The 26,032-nt window shown below is 68.3% G+C and carries 14 protein-coding genes; 9 read left to right on the plus strand and 5 right to left on the minus strand.

Annotated features, from left to right (window positions below):
- The 6 genes from AB1634_01835 to AB1634_01860 form a co-directional block, all read left to right on the plus strand.
- A partial coding sequence (locus AB1634_01835) for a WD40 repeat domain-containing protein (GenBank protein ID MEW6218258.1) occupies positions 1–1,388 on the plus strand: 1,388 nt, incomplete at its 5' end.
- Between the two features lie 60 nt (positions 1,389–1,448).
- Positions 1,449–2,225, plus strand: coding sequence for a protein phosphatase 2C domain-containing protein (locus AB1634_01840; GenBank protein ID MEW6218259.1), 777 nt, complete (start codon positions 1,449–1,451; stop codon positions 2,223–2,225).
- A gap of 77 nt (positions 2,226–2,302) precedes the next feature.
- Positions 2,303–3,055, plus strand: coding sequence for a Mut7-C RNAse domain-containing protein (locus tag AB1634_01845; GenBank protein MEW6218260.1), 753 nt, complete (start codon positions 2,303–2,305; stop codon positions 3,053–3,055).
- Positions 3,056–3,127: 72 nt separating this feature from the next.
- Positions 3,128–4,102 (plus strand): ABC transporter substrate-binding protein, encoded by a 975-nt coding sequence (locus AB1634_01850; protein ID MEW6218261.1) that lies wholly within the window; start codon positions 3,128–3,130, stop codon positions 4,100–4,102.
- The gene (locus AB1634_01855; GenBank protein MEW6218262.1) at positions 4,102–6,933 is read left to right on the plus strand and encodes an ATP-binding protein; all 2,832 of its coding nucleotides are present in this window, start codon (positions 4,102–4,104) and stop codon (positions 6,931–6,933) included. Before AB1634_01850 ends, AB1634_01855 begins: the two co-directional genes overlap by 1 nt.
- A 155-nt stretch (positions 6,934–7,088) precedes the next feature.
- Positions 7,089–8,063 (plus strand): ABC transporter substrate-binding protein, encoded by a 975-nt coding sequence (locus AB1634_01860; protein MEW6218263.1) that lies wholly within the window; start codon positions 7,089–7,091, stop codon positions 8,061–8,063.
- Positions 8,064–8,087: 24 nt separating this feature from the next.
- Here the strand turns inward: AB1634_01860 and AB1634_01865 are convergent, their stop codons facing one another.
- The 5 genes from AB1634_01865 to AB1634_01885 all read right to left on the minus strand — a co-directional run bounded on the left by AB1634_01865 (position 8,088) and on the right by AB1634_01885 (position 21,015).
- Positions 8,088–15,890 carry a choice-of-anchor Q domain-containing protein gene (locus tag AB1634_01865; protein MEW6218264.1) on the minus strand — a complete coding sequence of 2,601 codons (7,803 nt, stop codon included), beginning with the start codon at positions 15,888–15,890 and terminating at the stop codon, positions 8,088–8,090.
- Positions 15,891–15,954: 64 nt separating this feature from the next.
- Positions 15,955–18,354 (minus strand): hypothetical protein, encoded by a 2,400-nt coding sequence (locus AB1634_01870; protein ID MEW6218265.1) that lies wholly within the window; start codon positions 18,352–18,354, stop codon positions 15,955–15,957.
- 58 nt (positions 18,355–18,412) lie between these two features.
- Complete coding sequence (locus tag AB1634_01875) at positions 18,413–19,543, minus strand: cytochrome c3 family protein (protein MEW6218266.1); 1,131 nt, start codon at positions 19,541–19,543, stop codon at positions 18,413–18,415.
- Positions 19,544–19,871: 328 nt separating this feature from the next.
- On the minus strand, positions 19,872–20,276 hold the full coding sequence (locus tag AB1634_01880; GenBank protein ID MEW6218267.1) for a PilZ domain-containing protein: 405 nt from the start codon (positions 20,274–20,276) through the stop codon (positions 19,872–19,874).
- A gap of 43 nt (positions 20,277–20,319) precedes the next feature.
- Positions 20,320–21,015 (minus strand): tetratricopeptide repeat protein, encoded by a 696-nt coding sequence (locus AB1634_01885; GenBank protein ID MEW6218268.1) that lies wholly within the window; start codon positions 21,013–21,015, stop codon positions 20,320–20,322.
- A gap of 340 nt (positions 21,016–21,355) precedes the next feature.
- Between AB1634_01885 and AB1634_01890 the strand changes: the two genes are divergently transcribed.
- Genes AB1634_01890 through AB1634_01900 form a run of 3 tightly spaced genes read left to right on the plus strand, consistent with a single transcriptional unit; the run spans position 21,356 to position 25,974 of the window.
- Positions 21,356–22,321 carry an ABC transporter substrate-binding protein gene (locus AB1634_01890; GenBank protein MEW6218269.1) on the plus strand — a complete coding sequence of 322 codons (966 nt, stop codon included), beginning with the start codon at positions 21,356–21,358 and terminating at the stop codon, positions 22,319–22,321.
- 55 nt (positions 22,322–22,376) lie between these two features.
- Positions 22,377–25,346 (plus strand): ATP-binding protein, encoded by a 2,970-nt coding sequence (locus tag AB1634_01895; protein MEW6218270.1) that lies wholly within the window; start codon positions 22,377–22,379, stop codon positions 25,344–25,346.
- Positions 25,321–25,974, plus strand: coding sequence for a response regulator (locus tag AB1634_01900; protein ID MEW6218271.1), 654 nt, complete (start codon positions 25,321–25,323; stop codon positions 25,972–25,974). The genes AB1634_01895 and AB1634_01900 overlap by 26 nt, the downstream gene beginning before the upstream one ends.
- The last annotated feature ends 58 nt before the right edge of the window (positions 25,975–26,032 follow it).

Consider the following 26,032-nt stretch of genomic DNA (forward strand, 5'->3'; position numbering starts at 1 on the left):
GCGTCTCCCTGTACGAGTTGGGGCGCAAGGAGGAGGCCGAGCAGGCCTTCAACCAGGCCCTGGACGTCAACGACGTGCTGCCGGAAGCGATCCACAATCTCATTCTGGTCAAGGTCCGCTCCGGTCGCATGTCGCCGGCCCGGGCCGGCCGGCACCTGGCCGCTCTCAAGAGGCGGCTGCCCAGGGCGGTCATCCTGGACGAGCTGGCGGCGGTCCTCGGGGAGCCGGCGGCAACGGTGCCGCCGCCCGGCACCGGCCCGGAGCTCAAGCTGTGCCTGCCGCGCAACAGCCTGGATGTCTATCGGGATGGGCAGGTCCTGGATTCGGTGCGCCGCTCGGTGGCGGATCACTTGGCCGGCCGCCGGTACCAGGCCAGCCAGGAGGCCCTGCTGACCGCCTGGCGCGGCCTGGCCTTCCGCCGGGACGAGGAGTTCATGCGGGTCTACCAGGCGCTTCTGGAGCACGGTGAAAAGAAGGAGGTGCAGGGCGCCATCCGGCTGAGCACCGGCCGCGTCCATCGGGGGGCGGTGACCGGCCTGGCCCTGAGCCAGGATGGATCGGTCCTGGCCAGCGCCGGCCGGGACGGCCGGGTGATCCTCCGGCGGCTGGTGCCGCCCAAGGGCAGCCGTGAGGTCCTGGGACCCGATCTGGGCAGCGGCTGCCTGGCCTTGAGCCCCAAGGGTCAACGCCTGGTCACCGGCGGCCGTGATGGCACGGTCAGCCTCTGGAGCTTCGACCGGCCCGAGCCCCTGTCCACGGTCCACGCCCACAGCGGTGCGGTGTCCGCGGTGGCGGTGAGCGAGGACGGTCGCTTCCTGGCCTCCGCCGGCATGGACGGCCGCTGCCGGGTGGTCGACTTGGTGGACAAGAAGGAGCGGACCCTGGACGTGAGCGCCGCCGGCGCCATGCGGGGGGTAGCCTTCCTGCCCCGCTCCCAGGAGCTGCTCACGACCAGCGATGACGGCACCGTCCGGGTCTGGGCGCAGAGGGGCAAGGAATGCACCCGGGTTCTGCCGGCCCACGCCCTGCCGGTGACAGCGTTGGCAACTGCTGCCGATGGCCGCTTGTTCGCCACCGCCAGCGCCGACCGGCGTATCTGCCTGTGGGAGGCGATGAGCGGCCGCTGCTTGAAGGTTCTGGAGGGGCAGCAGGAGGCGGTGACCGCCCTGGCGATGCTGGCCGACGGCCACCATCTGGCGTCCGGCTGCGAGGATGATACCCTGTTCGTCTGGAGCCTGAGCCGGGGGGCTTGCGTCCTGGTTCTGGATGGTCGAGGCGATGGCATCGCTGCCCTGGCCACTGGTCCCAAGCCGCACATGCTGTCGGTGGGCCGGGCGGACGGCGCCATCGGCTTGTGGATGCTCATCTACGAGCTGGAGCTCCGTTGAGCCCCCGGGACGGTGGGCGCAGGAGAAGAAGGTCCGGCGACGTGCTCAAAGGAGAAGGCTATGACGCTCCTCAATCGACTTCTGCGCCGCTGCCTGACGCTGGCGGCCTTTGGCCGCACCGACACCGGCCTGGCCCGCGGCCATAACGAGGACAGCTTCTGCGTCCTGCCCGGCCAGCGTCTTTTTGTGGTCGCTGACGGCATGGGCGGCCACAACGCCGGCGAAGTGGCAAGCCGCATCGCGGTGGAGACCCTGGTGGTCGCCTTCCCCGGCGAGACGGTGAAGGGCCTCTTGGGCAAGCCGGAGGCCATCCGGCATGCCCTGATTCGGGGCGTGCGGGAGGCCAACGAGGCGGTGATGGCCGCTGCCGTGGCCGACGATGCCCGGGCCGGCATGGGCTGCACCCTGATCGCCGCGTTCTGCGACCGGGCCGCTCTCCACACCTGCCACCTCGGCGACGTCCGGTGCTATCTGGCCAGCCGCGGCTCCTTCCGCCAGATCACCACCGACCACTCCCAGGTCGCCCAGCAGGTGGCCGCCGGGCTTCTGGACCCGGAGGAAGCGCGGGTCGGCTTCGGCCGCAACATCGTCACCCGGGCCGTGGGCTTTCCCATGGCCGAGGATCCGGAGTGCCACCAGGTGGAGCTGGCCGAGGGCGACCGGGCGCTCCTGTGCTCGGATGGCCTGTGGTCCATGGTTCCCGATGCCAGGCTGGCCGAGATCCTGGCAGCGGGCAGCTCGGCAGAGGCGATCTGCAACCAGCTGGTGGATGCGGCCAACGAGGCTGGCGGCCGGGACAATATCACCGCCGTGGTCATCCTGTTCGGGAAGGCGTGATGGCGCGGCCGGGCGCCCGGCTCCGCCCCGGCCGGACCTCGCGCCCCGGCAGGCCCGACTGACCGGACCCGGCTGCCATGGCTGCCCTTGCCTGCCGTTTCCTGGGGGACCTGCCCACCCTCCTCACCGTGCCCCATGACCGCGGCCTGGTCAGCCGGCCGCTGGGCCGGCGGACCTCGGTCAAGGACCTCATCGAGGCCTACGGCGTGCCGCACACCGAGGTGGCGGCCCTGACCATCAATGGCCAGGAAAGCGGGTTTGCGGCCCTCCTCCGGGATGGCGATGCGGTGATGGTGGCGCCGGTGCAAAGCCCGGACGATTTCTTCCGGCCCGGCTGCCTGCGGCCGGCCCTGGCCGCCAAGCCCGGTTTTCTGGTGGATATCAACGTCGGCCAGCTGGCCCGCCAGCTGCGGCTTCTGGGCCTGGACGCCCTCTATGACCCCCGGGCCGGCGACGAGGAGCTGGCGGCCCAGGCGGCGGCCAGCGGCCGGGTGCTTTTGACCCGGGACCGGCGGCTCCTGAAGCGAAAGGGGGTGGTCTTCGGCCGCCTCATCCGGGCCGGCGCACCGGAAGAGCAGCTCCTGGAGGTGGTGCGGCTCTTTGGCCTTGAGGAGCACTTCCAGCCCCTCAGCCGCTGCCTGCGCTGCAACGCCCTCCTGCAGCCGGTGGCCAAGGAGGCGATCGAGCACCGCCTCCTGCCCCTCACCCGCCTCTATTACCACAGCTTTCGTCGCTGCCCCGCCTGCGACCGCCTCTACTGGGCCGGCTCCCATCAGGAGGGGATGCGCCGCTTCCTGGCGGGTCTGCAAGGCCGGTTGGCTCGGCCTTGACTTCCTCCTCTGGCCCGGGCATGATGCGAACCTGTAGGAATTTGACCATTCTTGGCAGGGAGGATGGCGACCATGGGCAACGGGGTGTTTTCTCTTGTGGTGGCGGCGGTGGCAGGCGTCCTGGCCGTGGCCGGCTGCGAGCACCGGCCTGCGGTCAAGCCGAAGAAGGTGGGCATTGTCAACCCCAGCGCCGGCCTGGAGCAGGTGGTGGCAGGATTCAAGGCCGGCCTGGCCGAGCGGGGCCACCAGGAGGGCGAGACCATCGTCTTCCGCTATGACGGTCCCCTCCAGGGCTCAGGCGAGGTCGACAGCAGGATCGCCGCCCTCATCGCCGAGGATGTCGACCTTATCCTCGGCCTCACCACGCCGGTGGCCAGGAGGCTCAAGGAGGCTCTGACCGGGACGGCCATCCCCGGGCTCTTTGCCCCGGTCTTCGCGCCAGCGGAGGCCGGGCTGGTGGAAAGCCTGGCCCGGCCCGGCGGGCCTGTAACCGGGATCAGGATCCGGGGCAGCACGGCCAAGGCCCTGGAGTATCTCCTGGCCGTGGTGCCGGGGGTCAGGCGGGTGTACGTCCCCTGTCATGCCGGGGACATGGCCTCGTGTCTGACCCGGGACGATCTTGAGGCCGGCGCCGTGAAGCTGGGCGTTGAGCTGGTCTCGACCGAGGTGGACGGTCTGCCCGCCCTGCAGGCGGCCCTGGCCGCCATCCCCCCGGACGTGCAGGCGGTCTGGCTGACCTGCTCGCACCTTCTGACCTCCCAGGTGCGGGAGTATGTGGTGGCCGCCACGGCCCGGGGTATCCCGGTGGCCTCCTGCGCCCATCTCTTCTCCGGCAGCGGCGTCATGATCTCCTATGGCGAGAACGACTTCCGGATGGGGGAGCAGGCCGGCCGGATGGCAGACCGGCTTCTGAACGGCGCCTCCCCGCAGACCATGCCGGTGGAGACCGCCTCGTTCTATCTGCGGATCAACCGCGGCAAGGCCCGGGAGCTGGGCATCGAGGTGCCGGAGCGGCTCTTGCAGCAGGCAACGTTCATCGAGGACTGATGCCCGAGCCCTTCCCTCCCATGCCGCCGGCGGCGCCCGGCGGCGGTGCCCAGGCACCGGCAGGACGGCCAGGTCGCGGCCTGCGCCAGCGGTTCGCCGTGGCCGTCTGTCTGGTGGTCATTGTGCCTCTGATCCTCCTGGGGCTGACCTTGTCGGTTCTGGTCTACAGCTCCCAGAGGGAGCAGATCCTGGACCTGGAGCGGGAGGTGGTGAAGAGGGCGAGGAACGAGATTGCCCTGGCCACCCACGAGTTGGAGAGCATGCTCCACGTCGCCATGCTCACGGGCGAGATCCTGGACCTGGGCCCGGCCGACCGCGAAAACCTCCTGCAGCAGCTCATCTTTGTCGAGAACGCCGGCGGGCAGGAGATCATCGAGGAGCTGCTCCTGGTCGACCGGAGCGGCCAGGAGCGGGCCCATGTCTCCCGGGTCGATATCTTCACCAGCGCCGACCGCCGGGACTGGGCCGGCAGGGCCGAGATCCAAGAGCCCCTGGCCACCGGCAAGCACGCCTACGGTCCGGTGGTCGTGGACGAGGAGAACCTGGAGCCCTGGATCCTGCACTCCATGCCCATCACCAACTACCCGGGCGGCCCGGTGCAAGGGGTGCTCCTGGCCAAGCTTCGCATCAGCGCCATCTGGCGGCCGGTGGTGGACCGGCCGTTCGGCGAGCGGGGCCTCCTTTTCATCACCGATGCCACCGGCCGGGTCGTCGCCCACCCCAACATCTCCGCGACGCTCAGCAGCACCTTTTTCCTGCCGGGCATCGATGAGGGCCGCGGTCACGGACTGGAGGGGGAGGATCTGCTCCTGGTCCGGGAGCACTTCGATCTGCACCAGCAGCGCTTCTTCCTGGTCGCCACCACCCCCCACAGCGAGGTGCTCCACACGGCCTGGCACTCGCTGGGCACCACCGGCGTCTTTGTGCTGGTCTTTCTGGTCGCCGGCACCGCTCTGGGCCTGGCGGTGATCGGCCGGCTGGTCGGTCCCATCGAGAACCTGGCCCAGCGGGCCCGGCAGATCGGGGCCGGCGATCTGGGCGTCCGGGCGCCGCTGGTCGGCAGCGACGAGCTGGGCGACCTGGCGGCCAGCTTCAACGCCATGACCGACGAACTGGTGGCGAAGATTGACCTCCTGGCCACCCGGGAGGCGGCCATCCAGGACAGCTACCAGGTGCAGGCCCTGCTCAACCGCCTTCTGGAGCTCTCGTTGACCGGTCAGGGCCTGGACGAGATCCTGCGCCGGTTCATCGAGACCGTGACCTCGTTCCACGTCTTCGGTCTCGAGCACACCGGTGTGGTTTTCCTGCGGGAGGGCGATGTTCTCAAGATGAAGGCGGCCAGCAACCTGGCAGAGCCGTTGCGGGCGCTTTGCGCCGAGGTGGCTCTGGGACAGTGCTGTTGCGGCAAGACGGCCTTGAGCCGGGAGGTGCTGTTCGCGGACCGGGTTGATGAGCGTCACGACATCACCTATCCCGGGATGCCGCCCCATGGCCACTACTGCGTGCCGATCGTCACCGAGGGCAGCGAGGTGCTCGGCGTCTTCACCTGCTACACCAAGGCCGGCTACCGCCGCTCCGACAAGCTGGAGGCCGCTCTCAAGGCAGCCGGCAGCCTGGCGGCCCGGATCATCCGCGCCAAGCTGGCCGAAGAGGAGCAGGACAAGCTCCGGGCCCAGCTGCGGCAATCCCAGAAACTGGAGGCGATCGGCACCCTGGCCGGCGGCATCGCCCATGATTTCAACAACATCCTCTGCCCGATCGTCGCCTACAGCGAGCTGGGCCTGGCCGAGGTGCCCAGGGACAGCAAGGTCCACGGCTACCTGGCCGGCATCGGCCAGGCAGCCCGGCGAGCCAGCCAGCTGGTCCAGCAGATCCTGTCCTTCAGCCGCCGGAACAGCCAGGAGGTGGCGCCGGTGGAGCTGCAGGTGGTGATCAAGGAGGCCTTGAAGCTCCTGCGGGCCTCGATCCCCACCTTCATCCAGATCCGGACCAACATCGATCCCCGGTGCGGGCCGGTGCTGGCCAACCCGGTGCAGATCCACCAGGTGCTCATGAATCTGTGCACCAACGCCTACCATGCCATGCGCACCAGCGGCGGCACGCTGGGCGTCACCCTGCTGCCGGTCCGGATCAGCGCCGGCGACAAGGTCAAGGGCCTGCACCTGGCCCCCGGACCCTATCTGCGCCTGGAGGTGAGCGACACCGGCTCGGGCATGGAGCGGGCGGTTCTGGAGCGGATCTTCGAGCCCTATTTCACCACCAAGGAGAAGGGCGAGGGTACGGGTCTGGGCCTGGCGGTGGTGCATGGGATCATGCAGAGCCTGGGTGGACACGTCACCGTGTACAGCGAGGTCGGCCAGGGCACCACCTTTCACCTCTACTTCCCGGAGAGGCCAGCCACCTCTGCGGCCGCGGCGATCGACTCGGAGGCCCCCCTGCCGAAGGGCAGCGAGCGGCTGCTGTTTGTGGATGACGAGGCCGTCATTGTGGACATGGCCCGGCAGGTCCTGGCCGAGCTGGGGTACCAGGTGACGGCCTTCACCGATCCCCAGGAGGCTCTGGCCAGCTTCCAGGCGGCTCCGGATGGCTTCGATCTGCTGATGACCGACATGACGATGCCCAAGCTCACCGGCGACCGGTTGGCCCATGAGGCGAGGGCCTTGCGACCTGGGCTCCCGGTGGTGCTGTGCACGGGCTTCAGCGAGATCCTCAACGAGGAGAGCGCCAAGGCAGCCGGCATCGATGAATACGTGACCAAGCCGATGGGGATCCGGACCATCGCCACCGTGGTCCGGCGGGCCCTGGACCGGGCCGCGGCCCGGCGGCCGTAGCGCCCGACGCTGCTCCGACCTTCCTGTACGCCCGCGGCTGCACCGGGCGGGTGCCCCTGTTCGTCGCGGAACGTGAAGGCGCTTGACATGAAGGGCACTTTTTGGGAAGGTGACCGTACAGTCGGGCGTAACCCCAGCCCCAGGAGGGAGGTGTCATGCGTGTGCAGCTCGGCAGTCCCCTGGTTGTCCTGGCCCTCTTCTGGCTGCCTTTGCTCGGCGGATGCTCGACCGAAGAGCCCGAATCCCGGATGAAGATCATCGGCGTGCTCAACGCCAACGACAAGCACCTGCCCATGGTGGCCGGCTTCAAGGCCGGCCTGGCGGATCTGGGCTACCAGGAAGGGGAGAGCATCGTCTATCTGGAGGCCGGGCGGGTCTGCTCGGAAGGGGAGCTGGGGGCGGCAATGGGGGATCTGCTCCGCCGGCGGGTGGATCTGGTGCTGGCCCTGTCCACCAAAGCGGCGCAGGCTGCGGTGGCGGCGACCGCCGGCACGGCCGTCCCGGTGATCTTTGCCGGGGTCGTCGATCCGCTCGGGTCCGGTCTGGCCACCAGTATGCGGGCGCCGGATCGGAACGCCACCGGCGTCCGGGCCAGCCCTGGCACCGGCAAGGCCCTGGAGTGGCTGCTCCGCATCCGGCCCGGGGTGAAGAGGATCCTGGTCCCCTTTGCTGACGACAGTCCCCCGGCGGCCCAAAGCCTGGCCGCCCTCCGCGAGGCGGCGGAGAAGCTTCAGGTGGAGCTGGTCGTGCCTACCGTCGCCTCGTTGCCGGAGCTGGAGCAGGCTCTGGCCTCGCCGCCCAATGGGGTGGACGGGCTGTTCCTGCTGAGCTCGGCGCTGCTCGCCCGGCACATGGACCGGTTCGTGGCCGCCGCCATCCGGCACCAGCTGCCGTTGGCCTCGGCCATCGGCCATGAGAACGGGGTGCCGGTCACGGTCGGCCAGGACCGCTTCCAGGTGGGGCGCCAGGCGAGTCGTCAGGCCCATGCCGTCCTCCAGGGTACCCCCGCCTGGCGCATCCCCATCGAGCAGCCTGATGTGCTCCTGCAGCTCCACCTGCCCACTGCCGCTGCCAGCGGCCTGGCCATCCCCCCGGAAGTCCTGATCCTGGCCCAGGATGTCATCCGCTGACCGGCTCCGGCAGGCGATCGGCGCTCAGGGCCGGTACTCGTCCGCCCCCATGTCGTAGTCATCGGTGCCATCACCCAGGCCGGCCACGTCGTACGGCCGGCCCTGGCCGTCGTAGTCGTCCGCCGGCGCGTTGGCGGTGCCCGCCACGTCGATGGCCCCGGAGGCGCCGAGGCAGCCGGCCACCGGGTCGTCGACGCCGCGGCAGATATGGAAGTTCCCGCCGGCGTTGGGATTGCCGGCCGTGGCGAACTGCAGGTCCACGAAGACCGGATCGAGGTCGATATTGCCGGTCTTGTCCACACAGGCCGTGCAGCCGCCGGCGATATCGGTGTAGGTGGTGGTGGGCGAGCCGTTGATCTGGTGGTTGGTGCCGCCGGCGGTATTGCCCCAGAAGATGGAGTTGCGGATGGTGCCGCCGCCTTGCCAGCCGCCGCCGTTCCTGGCAGCCCGGTTGCCGGCCACCGTCGAGCTGTACAGGCTCATGGTGCCGCTGGTATAGACGCCACCACCGTCGTTGTACGAGACCCCCTCGATGAGGTTGCCGGTGATCATGCTGTTGGTGACGGTGGCGGTGGCGGTATTGTAGATGCCGCCGCCGTAGGTCTTGGCCTTGTTGGCCCTGAGCCAGGCCTTGCTCACGCTGGCGGTGGCGTTGCCGGCGACGGTGAGGCCGCCGCCGTAGCCGTTGATCGCCTCGTTCTCCTGGATGGTGGTGCCGGTGATGTTGAGGACCAGGGCCGGACTGTTGGTGCCGCTCACCGCGGTGTGGATGCCGCCGCTGTTGCGGGCCGAGTTGTTGCTGATGGTGCCGCCGGTGATGTTGGCGGTCAGGGTCAGCCCGGCCACGTTGCTGGCGGCCAGGTACAGACCGCCGCCGTCGGAGCCGGCGGTGTTGGTGACGGTGTTGGTGTCGATGGTGCAGTTGGTGAGCGAAAAGGTCAGGCTGGTGCCGGCCGAGAGGTAGATGCCGGCGCCCTGGGCGGAGGTGGAGTTGTTGGTGATCGCCGTGTTGGTCACGGTAATGCTGCTGGTCATGGCGGTCAGGTGCATGCCCCCGCCCATGCCGGTGGAACTGGTGTTGGCGTTCAGCGTGGTATCGGAGACCGAGACGGTCCCGATGCCGTTGGCATAGATGCCCGGACCGTGGCGGGAGGAGTTGTGGCTGATCGAGGTGGGGCCGGTGATGGTGAGGGTGGTGGCAGCGCCGGTCAGATACAGGCCGCCGCCTTCATAGTTGGTGGGGGTTGAATTGTACTCGATGGTGCTGCTGTTGATCACCAGAGGCGAATTGGCGCAGTAGATGCCGCCGGCATGCTGGCCCGCGGTGTTGTTGCTCACGGTGGTGCCGGTGATCGTGGTGGTGGAGCTGCGGTTGTTGAGATAGATTGCGCCGCCCATGAAGATGGTCTGGTTGGAGACCAGGCTGCTGTTGGTGATGGTCAGGGCGCCACCGGCATTGGCCGCGTAGACCCCGGAGCCGTAGCGGGAGGAGTTGGGGGCCACGGCGTCACCGATGGTGCAGCTGTCGATGGTCGCTCCGCCGCCGTCGATGTGGATCCCGGCGCCCCCATTGTAGTTGTTGGCCGGCGTGTGGCCCTTGACGATGCAGTTCTTGATCGTCGGCGCCGCGTTGTTGGAGATGAAGATGCCCCGGTCCTTCTCGGCGCCGGAGAACTGGTTGTCGATGGTGAAGCCGTCCACCACGGCGCTGGCTGTCTCGCCGTTGCTGAAGGTGAGCACCGGGTTGTTGCCGGCAGCGCCCTGGATGGTGGTATTGGCGGCGCCGTTCTCGGAATAGACGTAGACGTTCTTGCCGCCGAAGTTGACGTTCTCCGAGTAGGTGCCGTTCTTGACCAGGATGTAGGCGCCGCTCGGGGTGCTGCCGCTGCTGATCGCCCCCTGGATGGAGGTGTAGTCGCAGCCCGAGGCGCAGACCGTGATGGGGTTGACCACCGTCAAGGTGCCGCCCGGGTCGGCTGGCGTCCCGGTGGCCTCCGCCGCCTCCGTATCCTGGGCGTAGAAGCGGTACTTGAGGGTGCCGTCGCCGTTGTAGGCCACGGCCCGGCTGGCGGTGAAGAGCTTGCCGTCGGTGTAGGTGGTGTCGCCGGCGTCCACCGCGGTCATGTCGTGCTTTTCGCCGGCCTCGTAGGCCAGGTTGTCGTTGGCATCGATCCACACCTGCACAGCGCTGGGGGCGTCGTTGTCTGTGTCGCTGTACGACACCCGGAAGACGAAGGTGTTGCCGCCAGGACCGGAATCCGGGGCGACGCCGTCGGCGGTGTAGCCGGCCTCGCCGGTCCAGGCCAGGGTGGGGGCGTTGTTGGGGGTGAAGGTCACGGTGACCGTGCTGTTGGCCGTGGGCGGGCCGGTGGCATCGGCCGTGCCGTCGTTGGCGAAGAAGCGGTAGGTGTAGACGCCGTCACCGGTGTAGGCCAGGGGCTGGGTGGCGGCGTACCGCTTGCCGTCGGTCACGGTGGTATCGCCAGCATCCGTGGCGGTCAGGGCCATCTTCTCGCCCGGCTCGTAAGTGCTGTTGTCGTTGGCGTCCACCCAGACCTGGATCAGGGCCGGCAGGGTGTTGTCGGTATCGGTGTAGTCCACCCGGAACTGGAAGCTGCTGGCATCCGGACCGCTGTCCGGGTTGACGCCGTCGCTGGCATAGCCGGCCTCGCCGGTCCAGGCCAGGGTGGGGGCATTGTTGGTCACGGTCAGGGTCTGGTCGGCGGTGGGCAGCCCGGTGGCGTCGTCGCTGCCGTCGGAGGCGAAGAACCGGTACTTGAGGCTGCCGTCGCCGGCAAAGAGCACCGGGACCGCAGCGGCGTACCGTTTGCCGTCGCTGTACGTGGCGTCGCCGCCGTCCGTGGCGGTCAGGGCGTGCTTTTCGCCCGCCCCGTAAGTGTTGTTGTCATCGGCGTCCACCCAGACCTCGATGAAGGCCGGCGCCGTGTTGTCAGCATCGGTGTAGTCCACCCGGAAGGCAAAGCTGGTGCCGCCGATGGCGCTGTCCGGATGGACGCCGTCGGCAACGTAATTGGCTTCGCCGGTCCAGGCCAGGGTGGGCGGGTTGTTGGTGACCGTGAGGCTGCCGCCAGCCACCGGCGCGCCGGTGGCCTCGAAGGTCCCGTCCTGGGCGGAGAAGCGGTACGGGATGCTGCCATCGCCCGCCATGCTCACCGCCAGGGTCAAGGTGTACCGCTTGCCGTCGGAATAGGTGGTGTCGCCGGCATCGGCGGCAGTCATGGCGTGCTTTTCGCTGGGGCCGTATGTCCCGTTGTCGTCGGCATCCACCCAGACCTCCATCGCCACCGGCGGGTCGTTGTCGGCATCGGTGTAGTCGACCCGGAAGACAAAGCCGGTGCCGCTGCCGCCGCTGTCCGGGCTGACGCCGTCGGCGGTGTAGCCGGCTTCGCCGGTCCAGGCCAGGCTGGGCGCGCTCACGGCCGAGCGGTACTCGTCGGCGCCGAGGTCATCCGCCGCCCCCTGGGGCCGGGCATCGCCGTCGAGATCCGTGGCCGGCGCGTAGGCGGCGTTGCCGTGGTCGACGGCCGCCGAGACGCTCTGGAGGTGGAAGTCGCCGGCCGCCGCATCCACGAACAGGGGGTCGCTGTCCGACAGATAGCCCTCGACGGTGAGGGTGTAGGCGGCTCCGGTGTGGTCCAGGTACGGGCGGTTGGTGAAGATGCCGTCGTGGCCGCTGGCCAGGAGGGCGTCCTGGATGGTGACCGAGCCGGCGTTGAAATGGACGACATGGCCGCCGCTGGTGGCGCTGTTGTCCCAGAGGATGCAGTTCCGGAAGACGCTGCTGGCGCCCTGGTTGTAGATGACGCCGCCGCTGCCGGCCGTAGCCTGGTTGCCGGCAAAGGTGGAGTTGACTGCGGTCAGGCTGCCGGTGTTGACGTAGGAAACGCCGCCCTGGGTGCCCCGGTTGTTGGCCACCAGGCAGCTCTCGAACAGGATGCTGGTGCCGGCGTTGGACGGGTAGACCACGCCACTGGTACCGCTGGCCGTATTGCCGGTGATGGTGCAACGGACGAAGCTGGCGCCGGAGCCGTTGGCATACACCGCACCACCGGCACCGGTCGCGGTGTTGTCCTTGAGGACGACATCGATGAAGTCCGCAGAGCCGTTCTGGGAGAAGACCGCACCACCGCCGCCACTGGCGGTGTTGTTGCGGATGGTGCAGTTGGTGAAGGAATGACCAGTGGCCGCATTGAAGAAGGCACCGGCGCCGTTGCCGGCGGTGTTGTTGTAGATCTCCGAATTGGTGATGGTGGCCACTGCCGCGATGTTGGCGGTGTAGATGCCGCCGCCGTTGGCGCCCGGGTTGTTGTTGCTGTGGATCTTGCAGTTGTTCACCGTGGCGGTGGCGGAGTTGAAGTAGACACCGATGGTGCCGCCGGTGACGGTGAAGCCGTCCAGCAGGTTGCCGGAGTTGCTCAAGAACAGCACCACGGTGCCCGGGTTGCTGATCGTGGTCACCTCGGGGCCGCAGACCGAGCGGACCGTGGTGTCGGCATCATTGACTCCGGAGAAGGACAGGTTCTCGTTGTAGGTCCCGTCGTAGACCAGGACCGTGTGGGCGCCGTCGACGGCATCGATCGCCCCCTGGATGGTGGCATACCAGCCTACGCCGCCGCCCGGCCGCACCTTTTGGGCATTGACCACGGTCAGGGTGCTGCCGGTGACCGGCGTGCCGATGGCCGGGTCTGTGCCGTCCGAGGCGGCGAAGCGGTACGCGAGGACATTGTCGCCGGCCAGGGCCAGGGACATGGTCTTCTTGTACAGCTTGCCATCGGCGCAATTGGCGTCACCGGGATCGTCGGCACTGAGATTGTACTTCTCGCCCGGCTCGTAGGCGCTGTTGTCGTTGACATCCACCCAGACCTGGATGTCGCTGGCCGCTGGCGGGCACTGATTCTCGGGGTCGGTATAGCGGACGAAAAACTCGAAGTCGGCGCCCGTGGCGCCTGCCGCGGGCTTCACCCCTTCGGCCCGGCAGGTGGCCGCCACCCACTCCAGAAGCGGTGGGCTGTTGGCCCCGGCCACCACGCTGAAGGTGCTGTCCGCGGCCGGCAGCCCGGTGGCGGCGCTGCTGCCGTCGCTGGCATAGAAGCGGTAGCCAAGAGTGCCGTCGCCGGCAAAGGCTACCGCCCTGGTGGTGGCGTAGAGCTTGCCGTCGGCATAATTGGTGTCGCCGCCGTCCATCGCGGTCAGGTCGTGCTTCTCTCCAGCCTCGTACGAGCCGTTGTCGTTGGCGTCGATCCAGACCTGGATGCTCGCCGGCGCCTGGTTGTCGGCATCGGTGTAGCTGACCCGGAAGGTGAAGCTGGCGCCGTTACCGCCGGTATTGGGGCTGACGCCGTCGTCGGTGAAGGATGCCTCGCCGGTCCAGGCCAGGGTCGGGCCGTTGTTGAGGATGGTCACGGAGCCATCGCCAGTGGGGGCACCGGTGGCGCTGTTGCTGCCGTCCGAGGCGGTGAAGCGGTAGCGGATGATGTTGTCGCCGGCACTGGTCAGGGTGAGGCTCTTGGTATAGATCTTGCCGTTCATGACATTGACGTCGCCGGCATCGACCCCGGTCATGGCGTGCTTTTCGCCCGCCTCGTAGGAGCCGTTGTCGTTGGCATCCACCCAGACCTCGACGAAGCTGGGCGGCTCATTGTTGAAGTCTGTGTATTCCACCCGGAAGGTGAAGGTGGAGGAGGAAGGACCGCTGTCCGGGCTGGCGCCATCGGCGGTGTAGCCGGTCTCGCCGGTCCAGGAGAGGAAGGGGGCCTGATCCGTGCTCTGGTATGGATTCCGGTCCTTGCCCTCCAGGTTGTTGTTGCCATGGCAGCCGACACAGATATTGGTCACCGAGTGGTTGATCCAGGCGGTGCCGTCGCTGGCCGCCAGGGGCACATCGGCGGGATCGGGCGGAACGGGAGCGCCCAGGATGGTGGTGATGGCGTTCTTGTACCAGATCTCCAGGCCCGGCTCGCGGCCGGTGAGCTTGCCGTCCCGGACCATGGCCAACCGCGTGGAGCCATGGACGTTATGACAGTTGGGACAGGTCATCAGGCTGGTGTTGCCGCCGCTCCAGTCCGCCGGATACTGGTAGTTGTTGATCACCATGTGGTACTCGTGGCGGTTGACGCCAGCGGTGACTAGGTTGGTGCTCATGTTGCTGGAGCTGAGGAACGGGCCCGAGTCGTGGCAGTTGTAGCACAGTCGGGACTGGTTGATCAGGTTGCCGGAGTTGGGGGGCCGCGGGACCAGCATGGGCTCCCGGGTGCTGGTGCCGGTGCCCTGGCCCATGCCCACCAGCTTCAGCCGGAACCCCTCCCGGTAGACGCTGGGGTCGGTGGTCGCCGATTCACCGTCGTCAAAGGTCCTGGGGTCCGCGTCGATGTTGTGGTCGCTGGCGTAATCGTGGCAGGAGTCGCAGTGCACCGGCCGTCCGGCCAGGGTCTGGATTCCCCCTTTCGAGGGGTAGTTTTCGCCGGCCACCAGGCCGTGGCCGGTCTTGTAGTAGCCCCAGCCGGTGCCGTAGGTGTAGCTGCCGTCCTCGTCGCCCACCACGTTGGGGGCGCTCACGCCATAGATCTCGGAAGGCTCCTTGTCATGGCAGGTGGCGCACCACTTCTCCTTGCCCGACCGCAAGGTGCTGTTGTTGGTGGCCAGATAGACGCCGGCATCCCAGTTGGCCTTGGCGCCGAGGATCGGATCGTCGACCCCGTCGTAATCGCCGCCCGGAGAGTGGCAGGGGTTGCAGACCGTGGTGGCGGCCAGGGTGGTGGCGCTGTCCTTGAAGTTGGGGAAGGCGTTGGTGTCGTGGCAGCCGTCGCAGCCGATGTTCGGGCCTTTGGCGTCGTCGGTGTCGTTCTCGGTGTGGGTGGAGTGGCTGGCAAAGGTGCCGGCGCCACCCGTGGCGCCGCCGTAGCCCAGGTCGTGGCCGTGGCAGTCCGGGCAGGTGCCGCCCCCGACGCCGCTGCCGTGGGCAAAGCCGTTGTCGTGGCTGTGGCAGGGGATGCAGTACGCGCCGGCCTGGCCGCCGCGCACGTTGGTGTGCAACTGGTCCGGGGCCGAGCCGTCGTTGCGGAAATGCCGGGGCAGGGTGTGGCAGACCTCGCAGACCCCGTCGTAGACGGCATTGCCATCGGCGTAGGAGTTGGCGCCCTCCTTGCGGAAGAACTTCACGGTCTTCGTGCCGCTGTTGGGGGTGGGCAGGCTGGACTTCACCAGCTTGCCGTAGAAGATGGCAAAGGTGTTGCCGGCACTGGCCTTGCCGAGCTCCATGGCCGGATCCACGGTCAGGGTCTCGGCGGAGTTGCCGGTGATCCGGTAGTTGTACGAGATCTGGCTGGTGTTGGGCATGAGGATGTAGCCCACCAGCGCATCCGGCTCCCAGCCGGCGCCGTCCATGGTCAGGGTGGTGGCGGTCAGTCCGGTGGAGGTCCCGGTGGCCACGTAGCTGGCGGCACCGTATGTGCGCATCTGCATCTGGTGGTGGGGCCAGTGGCAGGTCCGGCATTCGATGGACCAGGTGCCACGCTGGCTGTTGGTGGTCCGGCTGGAGTGGGGCACCACGTAGGGGGCCCGCACGTCGTTGTGGCAGCTCCAGCACAGGTTGTTGAACGGCGTGTCGTCGATGTTCTGAGGCTCATGATCCACCCAGGCAGGGTGCTGATCCTCGACGATGTAGTGGCAGGAGTCGCAGCCGATGGTCTCCTGCGCATAGTGGGGATAGTCGACCCCCAACTGGTCCGCCCGCACCGTCCGAACCCAGCCCCCGGCCAGCACCAGCACGGTGGTCACGGCCAACGCTGTCATCATCCTGATCTTCATGCCGCCCTCTCTTTGCGATCCTGCGTTGCCAGTCAACCCGCGCACGGCCAACGTGCCTGCGGCCCTAAGGGGTCACCCGGAGCACGGCCCCGTCCGCCAGCAGCGCCGCCGGTGTCAGCCGGCCGTTGGCCACAAAGTCCACCAGGTAGTAGAAGGTGTAGCTGCCCGGCGGCAGGGGTGGCAGCTCCACCACCGGCCGGTGGGCGTAGGAGCTTTCGTCCAGGGCTCCCCGCCAGAAGGGCACCAGCCGGCGCTGCCAGATCTGCCGCGTGCTGTCGTAGGCCAGCCATTGCTGGCCGGCCCGGATGAGCAGATACCATTCGCAGTTCACTCCCAGGGCAGCGCCCGGGGCCACGGCTACGCTCAGGCGTCCCCGCCCGGCGGCCGCCAGATCGACCGTATCGAGATCGTTGGCCTTGAGATCCGGCACCGGATAGGGCGAAGGCGCCACGATCGGCGGCAGCGAGACGTCATCCAGCCAGGCCATGCCGGCCGCTGTCTGCTCCGCCCCTTGCGCCAAGTATTCCCAGCGCAGGACATGGCGGCCCGGCTCCACGGCGAAGCGCTCTTCGTCCCAGTCCCGCTCGCCGGACCAGCGTCCCCTCTCCTCGCCGTCCACCAGGAAGCGCAGGAGCTGGCCTTCGGGCAGGGTCGAGATCCGGGCCCAGAATCCTACCTCACCCGGGGCGGTGGCCTCCAGCGCCACCTCCAGGAAGCTGAGTCCCGCATCGCCCACCGCGCCCGCTGCCATGGCCCCGCTGCCGGAGCGGCTGACCCCATTTTGCAGCTGCCAGGGCGCCACGCCGCCGGAGATCCAGGGCAGGGTCCCCAGCCCGCTCTCGTCAAAGGTCACCAGGCTTGCCGCCGGCAGGAAGCGGGCGGCGGCCGTCTTGGCCTCGTCCATGGTCAGCTGGCAGCTGGGCTGGGCACCGGTGCAGGCACCGCTCCAGCCGGCAAAGACCTGCTCGGCGCCGGCCGTGGCCACCAGAGTCACCGGGGTGCCCTCCGGGTACTGGGCGCTGCAGTCGTCCGGGCAGGCAATGCCTGCCGCTGCCACCGAGCCCAGGCCTTGCACCTGAACGGTCAGCGGCCAGTTGACCGGCTCGGCCCCGAACAGGGCATGGATGATGTGGCTCCGGTCCACGGCCCGGAAGGTGTAGCTGGCCACCGGTCCCTGGGAAACGCCGTCCACCAGCACGTCAAGGATGGCAAGCCCCGGATCCGGGGTGATCTCGTAGCCTTGATCCTGGCCGTGCAGCACCGGGGAGAGGCCGGGAGGCGAGATGGCGCCGCCCGGGCTGCTCGTGGCCTCGATCGTATACTCGTTGAGGGCAAAGCGGGCCTCCACCGCGTGGCTCATGAGCACCCGGGGCATGGTCAGCTCGGCCAGCGGGCCGGCGTCGTCGCCGTCTACCAGCACCGCGGCCACGTGGTAGCCGGCTTCGGCGCTGACCGCCAGGCGCAGGTCCTGGCCGGCGGGCACCGGAATGCGGCCCGCCGGTGCAATCCGGCCGCCGGCCCGGGCCCAGGCCTCCACCACCGGGGTGGGGGCAGGGCCGAAGACCTCCACGGTGCCGGCGTTGAGGGAGGCGACCAGCACCTGGCCGGTGCTGGCCACCGCCACGGACAGGGGGGTGCGCAAGGGGCTCTCCAAGTCGAAGATGGTGCTCAGATGCTCGCCGTCGCCAGCGAAGACCTGAACCACGTTCTGGTACGCATCGCTGACCAGCACCCGGCCGGCGTCGTCCACGGCCAGGCCCAGGGGCTTGATCAGCAGGCCGTCGCCGATGCCAAAGGTGCCGAAGGCGCGCCGGTAGCGGCCCGCCAGATCGAAGACCTGCACCCGCGCCCCTTCATGGGGTCCCATGGCCGAGGTGACCAGGGGCAGGTCAGCCACCAGAAGCTCGTGCCGGACGTCATCCACGGCCAGGGCCGTGGGGTGGTTGAGCTGCCCGGCGCCACTCCCGGCCCCGGCAAAGGAGAAGAGCCGCCGGCCGTTCCCGTCATAGACCTTGATCACGCCGTCCCGGTCGTCGGCCACATAGACGGTGCCATTGGCAGCAACGGCAATGGCCAACGGCCGGCCAAGCTCGCCATCCCCTTGGCCCAGTGCATGGAGTCTCTTGCGGTCGGCGCCGAACACCTGCACCGAGCCGTTGGTCACGCTGCCGGCGAAGATCCGGTCGTCCGGGCCCACCGCCAGACTGACCGGCTGGGTCAGACCGTCGAGGCCCGGCAGAGACCGTCCCTCCCGATCCCACGCCGCCACCCGGTTCTCACCGGCCGGAATGCCGTAGATTCGGTCCTGCCGGTCCAGCGCCATGGCGGTGACCTTGCCGGTGAGGATGGGCGCCTGGCGTCCGAAGCCTTCGGCCGGACCGGCGGCCCCGGCCGCCGGCAGGAAGGGTGCCAGGACCAGAACAGCCAGCAGCAACAGGATCCCGCATCGCCACGTTCCCTTCATGATTGCAGACCTCGCCTCGGAATGGTCGGCCTCTGGAGGTCGGGGAGCCCAGGGGGCCTCAGATCCCGTCCTTGGTGGAATGACATTTGAAACAGCCCGTGCCGGCGGCGGCGCCGGTGGTGCCCACCACCATGGCTGTCCGGTCCCAGCGCAGCATGTCCGGGAAAGGACTGCCATGGGCGCGGTGGCAGGACAGGCAGATGACCTTGTCGGTGCCTGGACGTACGACGTTGGCCGCAAAACCGGTCAGGGTCGGCTCCGGCCGGCCCACCGGCACCTGGGGGTCATAGACCGTGTAGCTGGTGTACTCGGACCCCGCCTCGCCGGGAATGACCGCATCGGCGGGGTGCCGCAGCCAGGGGCTGGCGCCGCCGCCGTTGTCGGTGCCCATGAAGGTGGTGGCAAAGCCGGGAGAGTGGAAGTTGTAGTGGCAGCCGGCACAAAACTTGCCAATCGATTGCGGACTCTGGTTGTCCGAGCCGTCGCCGCCGTAATAGGTGTTGTGAGCGGTACCGGTCGGGCTCTGCTCCCAGTCAGGATCCTCGATGCCAGTGACACCGGCACCGCCCAGGAAATCGTGACCGGAGGGGGCGGCCAGGAAGCGGTACCAGCCGCCGTCTGCGCCCACCGGCTGGCCGGCCGGGTCGCCGCCGTGGTGCCTGACGCTGTTGTGGCAGCCCTGGCAGCCGTTCTTGCGGCCGCCGGTGGTCTGGGCATCGGTCAGGGTCAGGGAGACATGGCAGCTGTTGGCGCAGCCGACCGCGCCCGGCGCCACCTCGAGGGCGGCGTCTCTGGCCGAGACGCCCCGGACGTTGTGGCCGTGCTCGTCGCCCAGCGCGGCCACCCAGTAGAAGTTGCCTCCAGCCAGCGGGTCGGCGGGCGGAACCAGATTGTAGACGATGGGAATGCGGGAATCGGCGACACTGACGATGGTTGCCCCGGCACTGCTTGTGTGGCAGCCGACGCAGTCGGTGACCAGGAGGGCGCCCTGGGGGCCGCTACCGGTGCCACCGCTCAGGCTGCCGCCGCTCCAGCCCGCCCCGGTGCCACTGGCCACCACCGCGGCGCCGGCCTGGCTGTTGTGCATGGTGTGGCAATTGCTGCACAGGCCGCTCACCCGAGCGTGACTGGTCGATTCCCAGCACAGCACCATGCCCATCGCCAGAGCCATGATCCGTCCGTCGTGCATGCCCGTGCTCCATCCGCCATTCGGCGCCGGGGCCGCGAATCCTTGGCCCCGGTGCAGCGCGCCGCCGGCCGTGCTGGCCTCGGAGCTGCGCTGGCTGGCCCCCCGATCATCACGTGGCCCGGATGGCCGACAAGGCTTCCTTTTCCCTTTATCGCGGCACTGTTCCGATGTCTTTTCTAGGGGTTGGCGTGAGCTGGCAACACTCAAGCCATAATCCCATAGTACGAAATAGCCCCTGCCAGGACAATGGAAGCCATTTCTCGGAAGCTTGACCTTGTGGGAAGGGACTTCTCGTAACGTTCCTGGGGCGGGGCCGGGGCAGGACCTTTCAGCCAGCGTTTCCGGCGTTGCGCAGGGTCCGGCTGGGGGGAGTCGGACGGCAGGGGGCACGTTGGGCCGCGAGCCTGTCCAGAAACAGGGACAGCTCCAGAAAGAGATCCGAGGGCAGCTGGCAGAAGGCGACGCCCAGACGGAAGAGGCGGCGGTGCCCTGCTCCGACCTCGGTGCATGAGGTCACCCGGCCGCTGAGGCGAACCCGGGAGGTCAGGCGGAACGGAAACTGGACCACCAGCTCCAGGTGGGCTCCTGGAGGCAGGCACTGCTCGCAGACCAGACAGAGGCCACCCTGGCTCAGGTCCTGACTCTGGGCCATGCAAAAGGGAGCCTGGGATCCTTGCCGCCGCAGGCTCAGGACCAGCGGGCGGTCAAGACGGCAGTACTGGCGCGTTTCCATGGCTGGCTCTCCTCCTGTCCGGCTGCCGTCCCGTACAAAACGATCACGGGGCAGCTGCGCCGGTTCCCGGCAGCTCGGCGAGGCGCTGCCGGGCCCGGCCGGCCAACTGCCCATCGGGGTAGCGGTCGATCAATGTCTGGAATCCCTGGCGGGCTGCCGTCAGGTCGCCCAGCTGGCTCTGGGACTCGGCACGGTAGAACAGCCACAGGGGCGACTTGCTGTCGATCCTGTCCGGGGATGCGGTGGCGGTAGCAGACAACTGCAGGAGCTCGGCCCAGGAGCCGTTCAAATACAACGCCCTGGCCATGGAGATCTCTGCGGCCGGCAGCACCGGGGAGGCGGGATAGCGGCTTCGGAGCTGGGCACGGCGTGCCAGCGCTGCCGCCACCCGGGGCGGCTGATAGTCCCGCAGATCCATCTCGATCAGGCGCCAGTAGCTTTCCTGGGCCAGGGGCACATCCGGACACTGGTCGATGATCTCCTGGTACAGATCCGTCATCCGCCCCAGGTTCGCGGTCCGGTCCGGTCCTTGCGCCAGGTCGTGGATGGTGGAGAAGAGGGCCATGGCCCTCTTCTCCTGGTCATCACGGGACATCGGCGCCTTGTGCACGGGGCCCGCCTGGGAATCGGCCGTGATCCCTGCCGCCTCCGGTTGGGCAGCGGGGGCAGACGGCGGCCGCCACAGATGGGGGGCAAGAAGAAGGCTCGTGATCAGGACGACAAGAGCGGTTGGCGGCATTTTTTCTCCTGGTCGACGCGGTGTTGATCGTTCAACAAGTCGGGGCGCGCAGTGTGATCCATGCTTCCATGCTAGGCAATGGCCAGCCGCCGGACAAGAGAAGAGAGCTGTGTGTTTCCTGGATCGTGCGTGAATCAGCTTCACATGTGGCGCGAGCCAGCAGCCAGGCAGGCAGAGGGCAGCGAAAGCTGCATGGGTGGCGCGGCCTTGGCAATGTCGGAGCCATGATTGCCATCCACCGCCCGGGTTGCTATTCTGAACCTGACCGGGGCTCGGCCCGCTGGACGTGACCGGTGGAGCCGCCTGTTCGCGGGGCGGATCCGGAAGGAGGGAAGCGATCGTGCGCAGCACCCGAGGGCTGAGCCTGGTGCTCGGCCTGGCCATGCTGGTGGGATGCGGGATGGGGCCGGAAGAGAAGCCCGTCCCGGTGGTGGGCATCGTCAATGCGAACCCCGCCATGGGCAAGGCGGTGGCGGGCTTCCGGGAGGAGTTCGGCCGGGAGCAGCCCGGGGCCGGCCGGGGGGTGCGCTTTGTCGATCCTGGACAGCTGGCGGGCCCTGAACAGGTGGACGCCGCCCTTCGGGAGATGGTGGCAGGCAAGGTGGACCTGGTGTTCGTCACCTCCACGCCTACGGCTCTTCAGGCCAAGGAGGTCCTGGCCGGGCGGGACGTACCGGTGGTCTTCGCGCCGGTATTCAACGTCCTGGCTTCCGGGCTAATGGAGAACCCGATGCGGCCCGGTGGCTTCATGACCGGGATCCAGGGCGGTGGGCATGCAGGCAAGGCCCTGGAGTGGCATCTGCGGGCAGTGCCCCACGCGCGCCGCCTGCTGGTTCCTCTCTTGCCTGCCGACCCCAGTGCCCAGCAGTGTCTGGCCGAGCTCCAGGACGCCGCCTTTCCCTTGGGCGTGGAGCTGCTCGTCCGGGAGATCCAGGACGAGACCCAGCTGCGGTCGGTTTCGGACGGCCTCCCCGGGGACATCGATGCCTTGTGGCTTCTGAACTCACCCAAGCTGATTCGCCTGGTCAAGCTGTTCACCGAGGTGGCCATCGCGCAAGGCTGGGTGCTCTCCTCCGCCACCTCCCAGGTCGAGGGCGGGGTCATGGTGTCCTTTGGCCAGGATCTGACCGAGACGGGCCGGCGGGCCGGCCGCCTGGCCAGGCGCATCCTGGAGGGCGTGCCGCCCGCGCAGATCCCGGTGGAGCCCGCCGAGTACCGCTTGGGCATCAACCTGGGCACCGCCAGGGCCGCCGGGGTGACCATTGCGGACGAGGTCCTGCGCCAGGCCGACATCATCGTGCAATGAACGAGGACCTGCTGCTGTGACCGGCCGGTCATCGTCCCGGAGCCTCCGGCGCCAGTTGACGGGAGCCTTCCTGCTGCTGAGCCTGGGGCCGTTGCACATCCTGGGCGTTGTCTTCCTGTGGCAGAGCTGGTCCCTGCAGTTGGAGCAGGCTGTGCGCCTGCAGATGGAGATCTCGGAGCGGGTGGCGGCGACCATCGTCAGCTATTTCGAGCGCCTCGAGGATCACCTCCTGACGGTGCTGGGCACGGAGCGTCTGGTCTCCCTGAGCCTCGACCAGCAGCGTTGGCTCCTGGAGCACGCGCGCTCCCATCGCATGAGCTCGACCGACCACCCCCAGGAAGCATTCCAGGAGCTGGCGCTTCTCGACAGCCGTGGCGTAGAGCGGGCGCGGGTATCCCGGACTGCGGTGGTCACCGGCCCTGACCTGCGGGATCGCTCCCAGGATGACGCATTTGTCGTGCCCATGATCAGCTCTGCGACGTATTTCGGACCGGTCCATTTCCACGCGGACCTGGGGGAGCCGACCATGACCATGGCGGTCCCGATTCAGGATCTGGTGCAGGACCGCCGCCGCGGGGTGCTGGCAGCAGAGATTCGCCTGCGGGAGCTGTGGGGGCTCATCACCCAGCTGCGGATCGGGGACAAGGGAGAGGCGTATCTCGTCGACGCGAGCGGCGCGGTGGTGGCCCATCGGGATCCATCCGTGGTGCTGCGCGGCACCCGGACCATGCTGCCGGAGCGGCAGGGGCTCCGGCAGGGCCTGTCCGGCAGGTGGGTGGTGTCCGCTTCTCGGCCGGTGGCGCTGGGCGGCCAACGCCTCGTCATTGTGACGGAAAGGCCCCTCCTGGAGGCCGTGGGCTTCACCCTCTTTCTTTCCCTGACCATCACCCTGTGTGTGGCCCTGGCGGTGGGCCTGGTGGCGACCCTGGCCATCCTGGTGCGGCGGCGGATCGTGGCGCCCATCGAGCTTCTGGCCAGAGTTTCCCAGGCCATCAGCAGCGGCGATTTGTCGCGGCGGGTGGAATTCGCCAGCGACAACGAGCTGGGACTCCTGGCCGACAGCTTCAACCGCATGGCGGCCCGCCTGACTGGGACCATCAGCGCGCTGGAGGCGGGGATCGTCGCCCGGGAAGAGGCCAATGCTGAGCTGGCAGCGGAGATGGAGCGTCGCCATCAGGCGGAGCGCCAGTGGCAGGAGAGCGAGGCCCGCATGGCCGCCATCGTGCGAGCCTTTGACGGTTTCCTCTATCTGGTCGATGCCAGGGGGCGGATCCAATTCATGAACCAGCGCCTCATCGAGCACCTGGGGCGTGACGCCACCGGCGAGCAGTGCTTCGAGGCCCTCCATGATGTCGTTCCCCCATGCCCCTGGTGCGTGCGGGATGCCGGGGTGGTCCGGGAGACGCTGCGCGTCGAGGGGCGCGCCCCCAGGAACGGCCGCTGGTACTACGCGGTGAGCACGCCGGTGCAGCACGCTGACGGTTCGTTCTCGCAGCAGATCATGCTCCTCGACATCACCGACCGGAAGCTGGCGGAGCAGCGGCTGGTAGAGGCCCACGAGCGGCTGCTGACCGTCTTCGACAGCCTGGATGCGGCGGTCTATGTTGCCGACATGACCACCTACGAGCTGCTGGTGGTGAACCGCAAGGTCAGGGAAGCCTTCGGCGAGGTGGAGGGACGACTGTGCTACGCGGCCCTGCAGGAGGGGCAGACCGGTCCCTGCTCCTTCTGCACGAACGATCGGCTCCTGGACGAAGCCGGCTGGCCCACCGGGGTCTGCCAGTGGGAGACCAGGAACCCGGTCACCGGTCGCTGGTACGACCTGCGGGATCAGGCCATTCCCTGGCTGGATGGCCGCATGGTACGCATGGAGATCGCCACCGATATTACCGAGCGCAAGCTCATGGAGGAGAGCTTGGCTGCCGAGAAGGAGAGGCTGGCGGTGACCCTGGCGGCCATTGCCGAAGGGGTGCTGGCCACCGATACTGGCGGTCGGGTCGTGCTCATGAACCGGGTGGCCGCGGAGCTGACCGGCTGGGATCCGGTCGAGGCCATGACCAGGACGGTGGCCGAAGTGCTGCCGCTGCTGGATGAGGCCTCCCGTGGGCCCCTGCCCATCGCCGAGCCGCAGGCAGCGGACACCGGCCACAGCGAAGGGCGGTTTCAGGAGGCGCTGCTACGCTGCCGCAGCGGCCAGGAACGGCCGATCGCCGTGGCGGCGACGCCCATTTTTGACCAGAGCCAGATCCGACTGGGCGCGGTGTGGGTCTTCCGGGACGTTACCGAAGAGCGACGCCTGGCCCGCCAGCTGCTGGAGGTGGAGCGGCTCCGCTCTCTGGGCACCCTGGCAGCCGGGGTGGCCCACGAGATCAACAACCCCCTGGCCAGTGCCTCCCTCAATCTCCAGGTTCTGCTCCAGAGGCTGGAGTCCCGCTCGGAGGAGGACCGGCAGGCCTGTCTGCCCAAGCTGCTGTCGGCGGAGCGCAACATCGAGCGGGCCTCCACCATCGCCCGGGAGCTTCTCCAGTTCTCCCGCCCCGACCGCCCCGGCTGCAGCACCCAGCCCCTCGGACTTTGCGAGGTTCTCTCCCACAGTCTGGCCCTCATCGAGGACCGTCTGGGGGGCGTGGTGGTCGATCTGCGGTGCGAAGGCCTCCCGGAGGTGCCAGGCGATCCCTCGCGGCTGCAACAGGTGTTCACCAATCTGCTGATCAACGCCGTCGAGGCAATGCCCGCCGGCGGCCGGGTCAGTATCACGGGCCAGTGCCTGGGCGACCAGGTCGAGATCGCCATCAGCGACGAGGGCGCAGGTATTCCGCCCGCACAGCTCGGCCGGATCATGGATCCGTTCTTCACCACCAAGGAGCCCGGCAAGGGCACTGGTCTCGGGCTTTTCGTCTCCTACTGGATCGTCCGGCAGCACGGTGGGATGCTGCGGCTGGAGAACAGACCGGGCGGCGGGGCTACAGCATTCATCACTCTACCTGTCTGGAGGGGCCATGCAGCGGATCCTGCTTGTCGATGACGATACGGAGTTCAGGACCAATCTGGAGGAGGTCCTTGCCGAGGCCGGCTACGAGGTGGCGGCGGCCTCCAACGGCAATGAGGCCCTGGAGCTGCTGCGAGCGGAGAGCTTCGACGTCGCGCTGCTGGACGTGATGATGCCGGGCATCAAGGGGACTGACCTCCTGACGGCTTTGCGGCTGACCAGGCCGCGGATGCGGATCATCATGCTCACCGCCTTTGCCACGGTGGAGAATGCCGTGGATGCCATTCACCGGGGGGCCAGTGATTACATCGCCAAGCCGTTCAAGATTCCCAATCTCCTGGTGGCGATCCGCAAGGCGCTGGAGGACGCCCGGTTCGAGGAGAGCCTGGGCCAGCTGCAGCTGGACCATGCCATCCAGAGCCTTTCCAACTCCATCCGGCGGGGTATCATCTCGTCGCTGGCCCGGGTCCCCGGCATGCGGCTCATGGAATTGACGCGGGAGCTGGGCGTGGATGACCACACCAAGGTGGTCTTTCACCTGAAGATCCTGCGCGAATCGGCAGTCATCGAGCAGGGGACGGACAAGGGCTACCGTCTGACCACCGCTGGCCACAACCTGAGCTCCATCCTCAAGCTTCTGGCCGATCGCTTTCCGGGCAGCTGACGCGGGAGGGGGCAGGACACAAGGCTGCTGCCCGCAGGGAAGAACGCCGGGCGCCGGG

The sequence above is a fragment of the Thermodesulfobacteriota bacterium genome, assembly GCA_040755095.1.
GTDB lineage: Bacteria > Desulfobacterota > Desulfobulbia > Desulfobulbales > JBFMBH01 > JBFMBH01.

Bases quoted from the DNA above. Each gene is read 5' to 3' on its own strand.
- AB1634_01840 (MEW6218259.1), top strand. From the start codon at position 1,449: ATGACGCTCCTCAATCGACTTCTGCGCCGCTGCCTGACGCTGGCGGCC.
- AB1634_01845 (MEW6218260.1), top strand. From the start codon at position 2,303: ATGGCTGCCCTTGCCTGCCGTTTCCTGGGGGACCTGCCCACCCTCCTC.
- AB1634_01850 (MEW6218261.1), top strand. From the start codon at position 3,128: ATGGGCAACGGGGTGTTTTCTCTTGTGGTGGCGGCGGTGGCAGGCGTC.
- AB1634_01855 (MEW6218262.1), top strand. From the start codon at position 4,102: ATGCCCGAGCCCTTCCCTCCCATGCCGCCGGCGGCGCCCGGCGGCGGT.
- AB1634_01860 (MEW6218263.1), top strand. From the start codon at position 7,089: ATGCGTGTGCAGCTCGGCAGTCCCCTGGTTGTCCTGGCCCTCTTCTGG.
- AB1634_01865 (MEW6218264.1), bottom strand. From the start codon at position 15,890: ATGAAGATCAGGATGATGACAGCGTTGGCCGTGACCACCGTGCTGGTG.
- AB1634_01870 (MEW6218265.1), bottom strand. From the start codon at position 18,354: ATGAAGGGAACGTGGCGATGCGGGATCCTGTTGCTGCTGGCTGTTCTG.
- AB1634_01875 (MEW6218266.1), bottom strand. From the start codon at position 19,543: ATGCACGACGGACGGATCATGGCTCTGGCGATGGGCATGGTGCTGTGC.
- AB1634_01880 (MEW6218267.1), bottom strand. From the start codon at position 20,276: ATGGAAACGCGCCAGTACTGCCGTCTTGACCGCCCGCTGGTCCTGAGC.
- AB1634_01885 (MEW6218268.1), bottom strand. From the start codon at position 21,015: ATGCCGCCAACCGCTCTTGTCGTCCTGATCACGAGCCTTCTTCTTGCC.
- AB1634_01900 (MEW6218271.1), top strand. From the start codon at position 25,321: ATGCAGCGGATCCTGCTTGTCGATGACGATACGGAGTTCAGGACCAAT.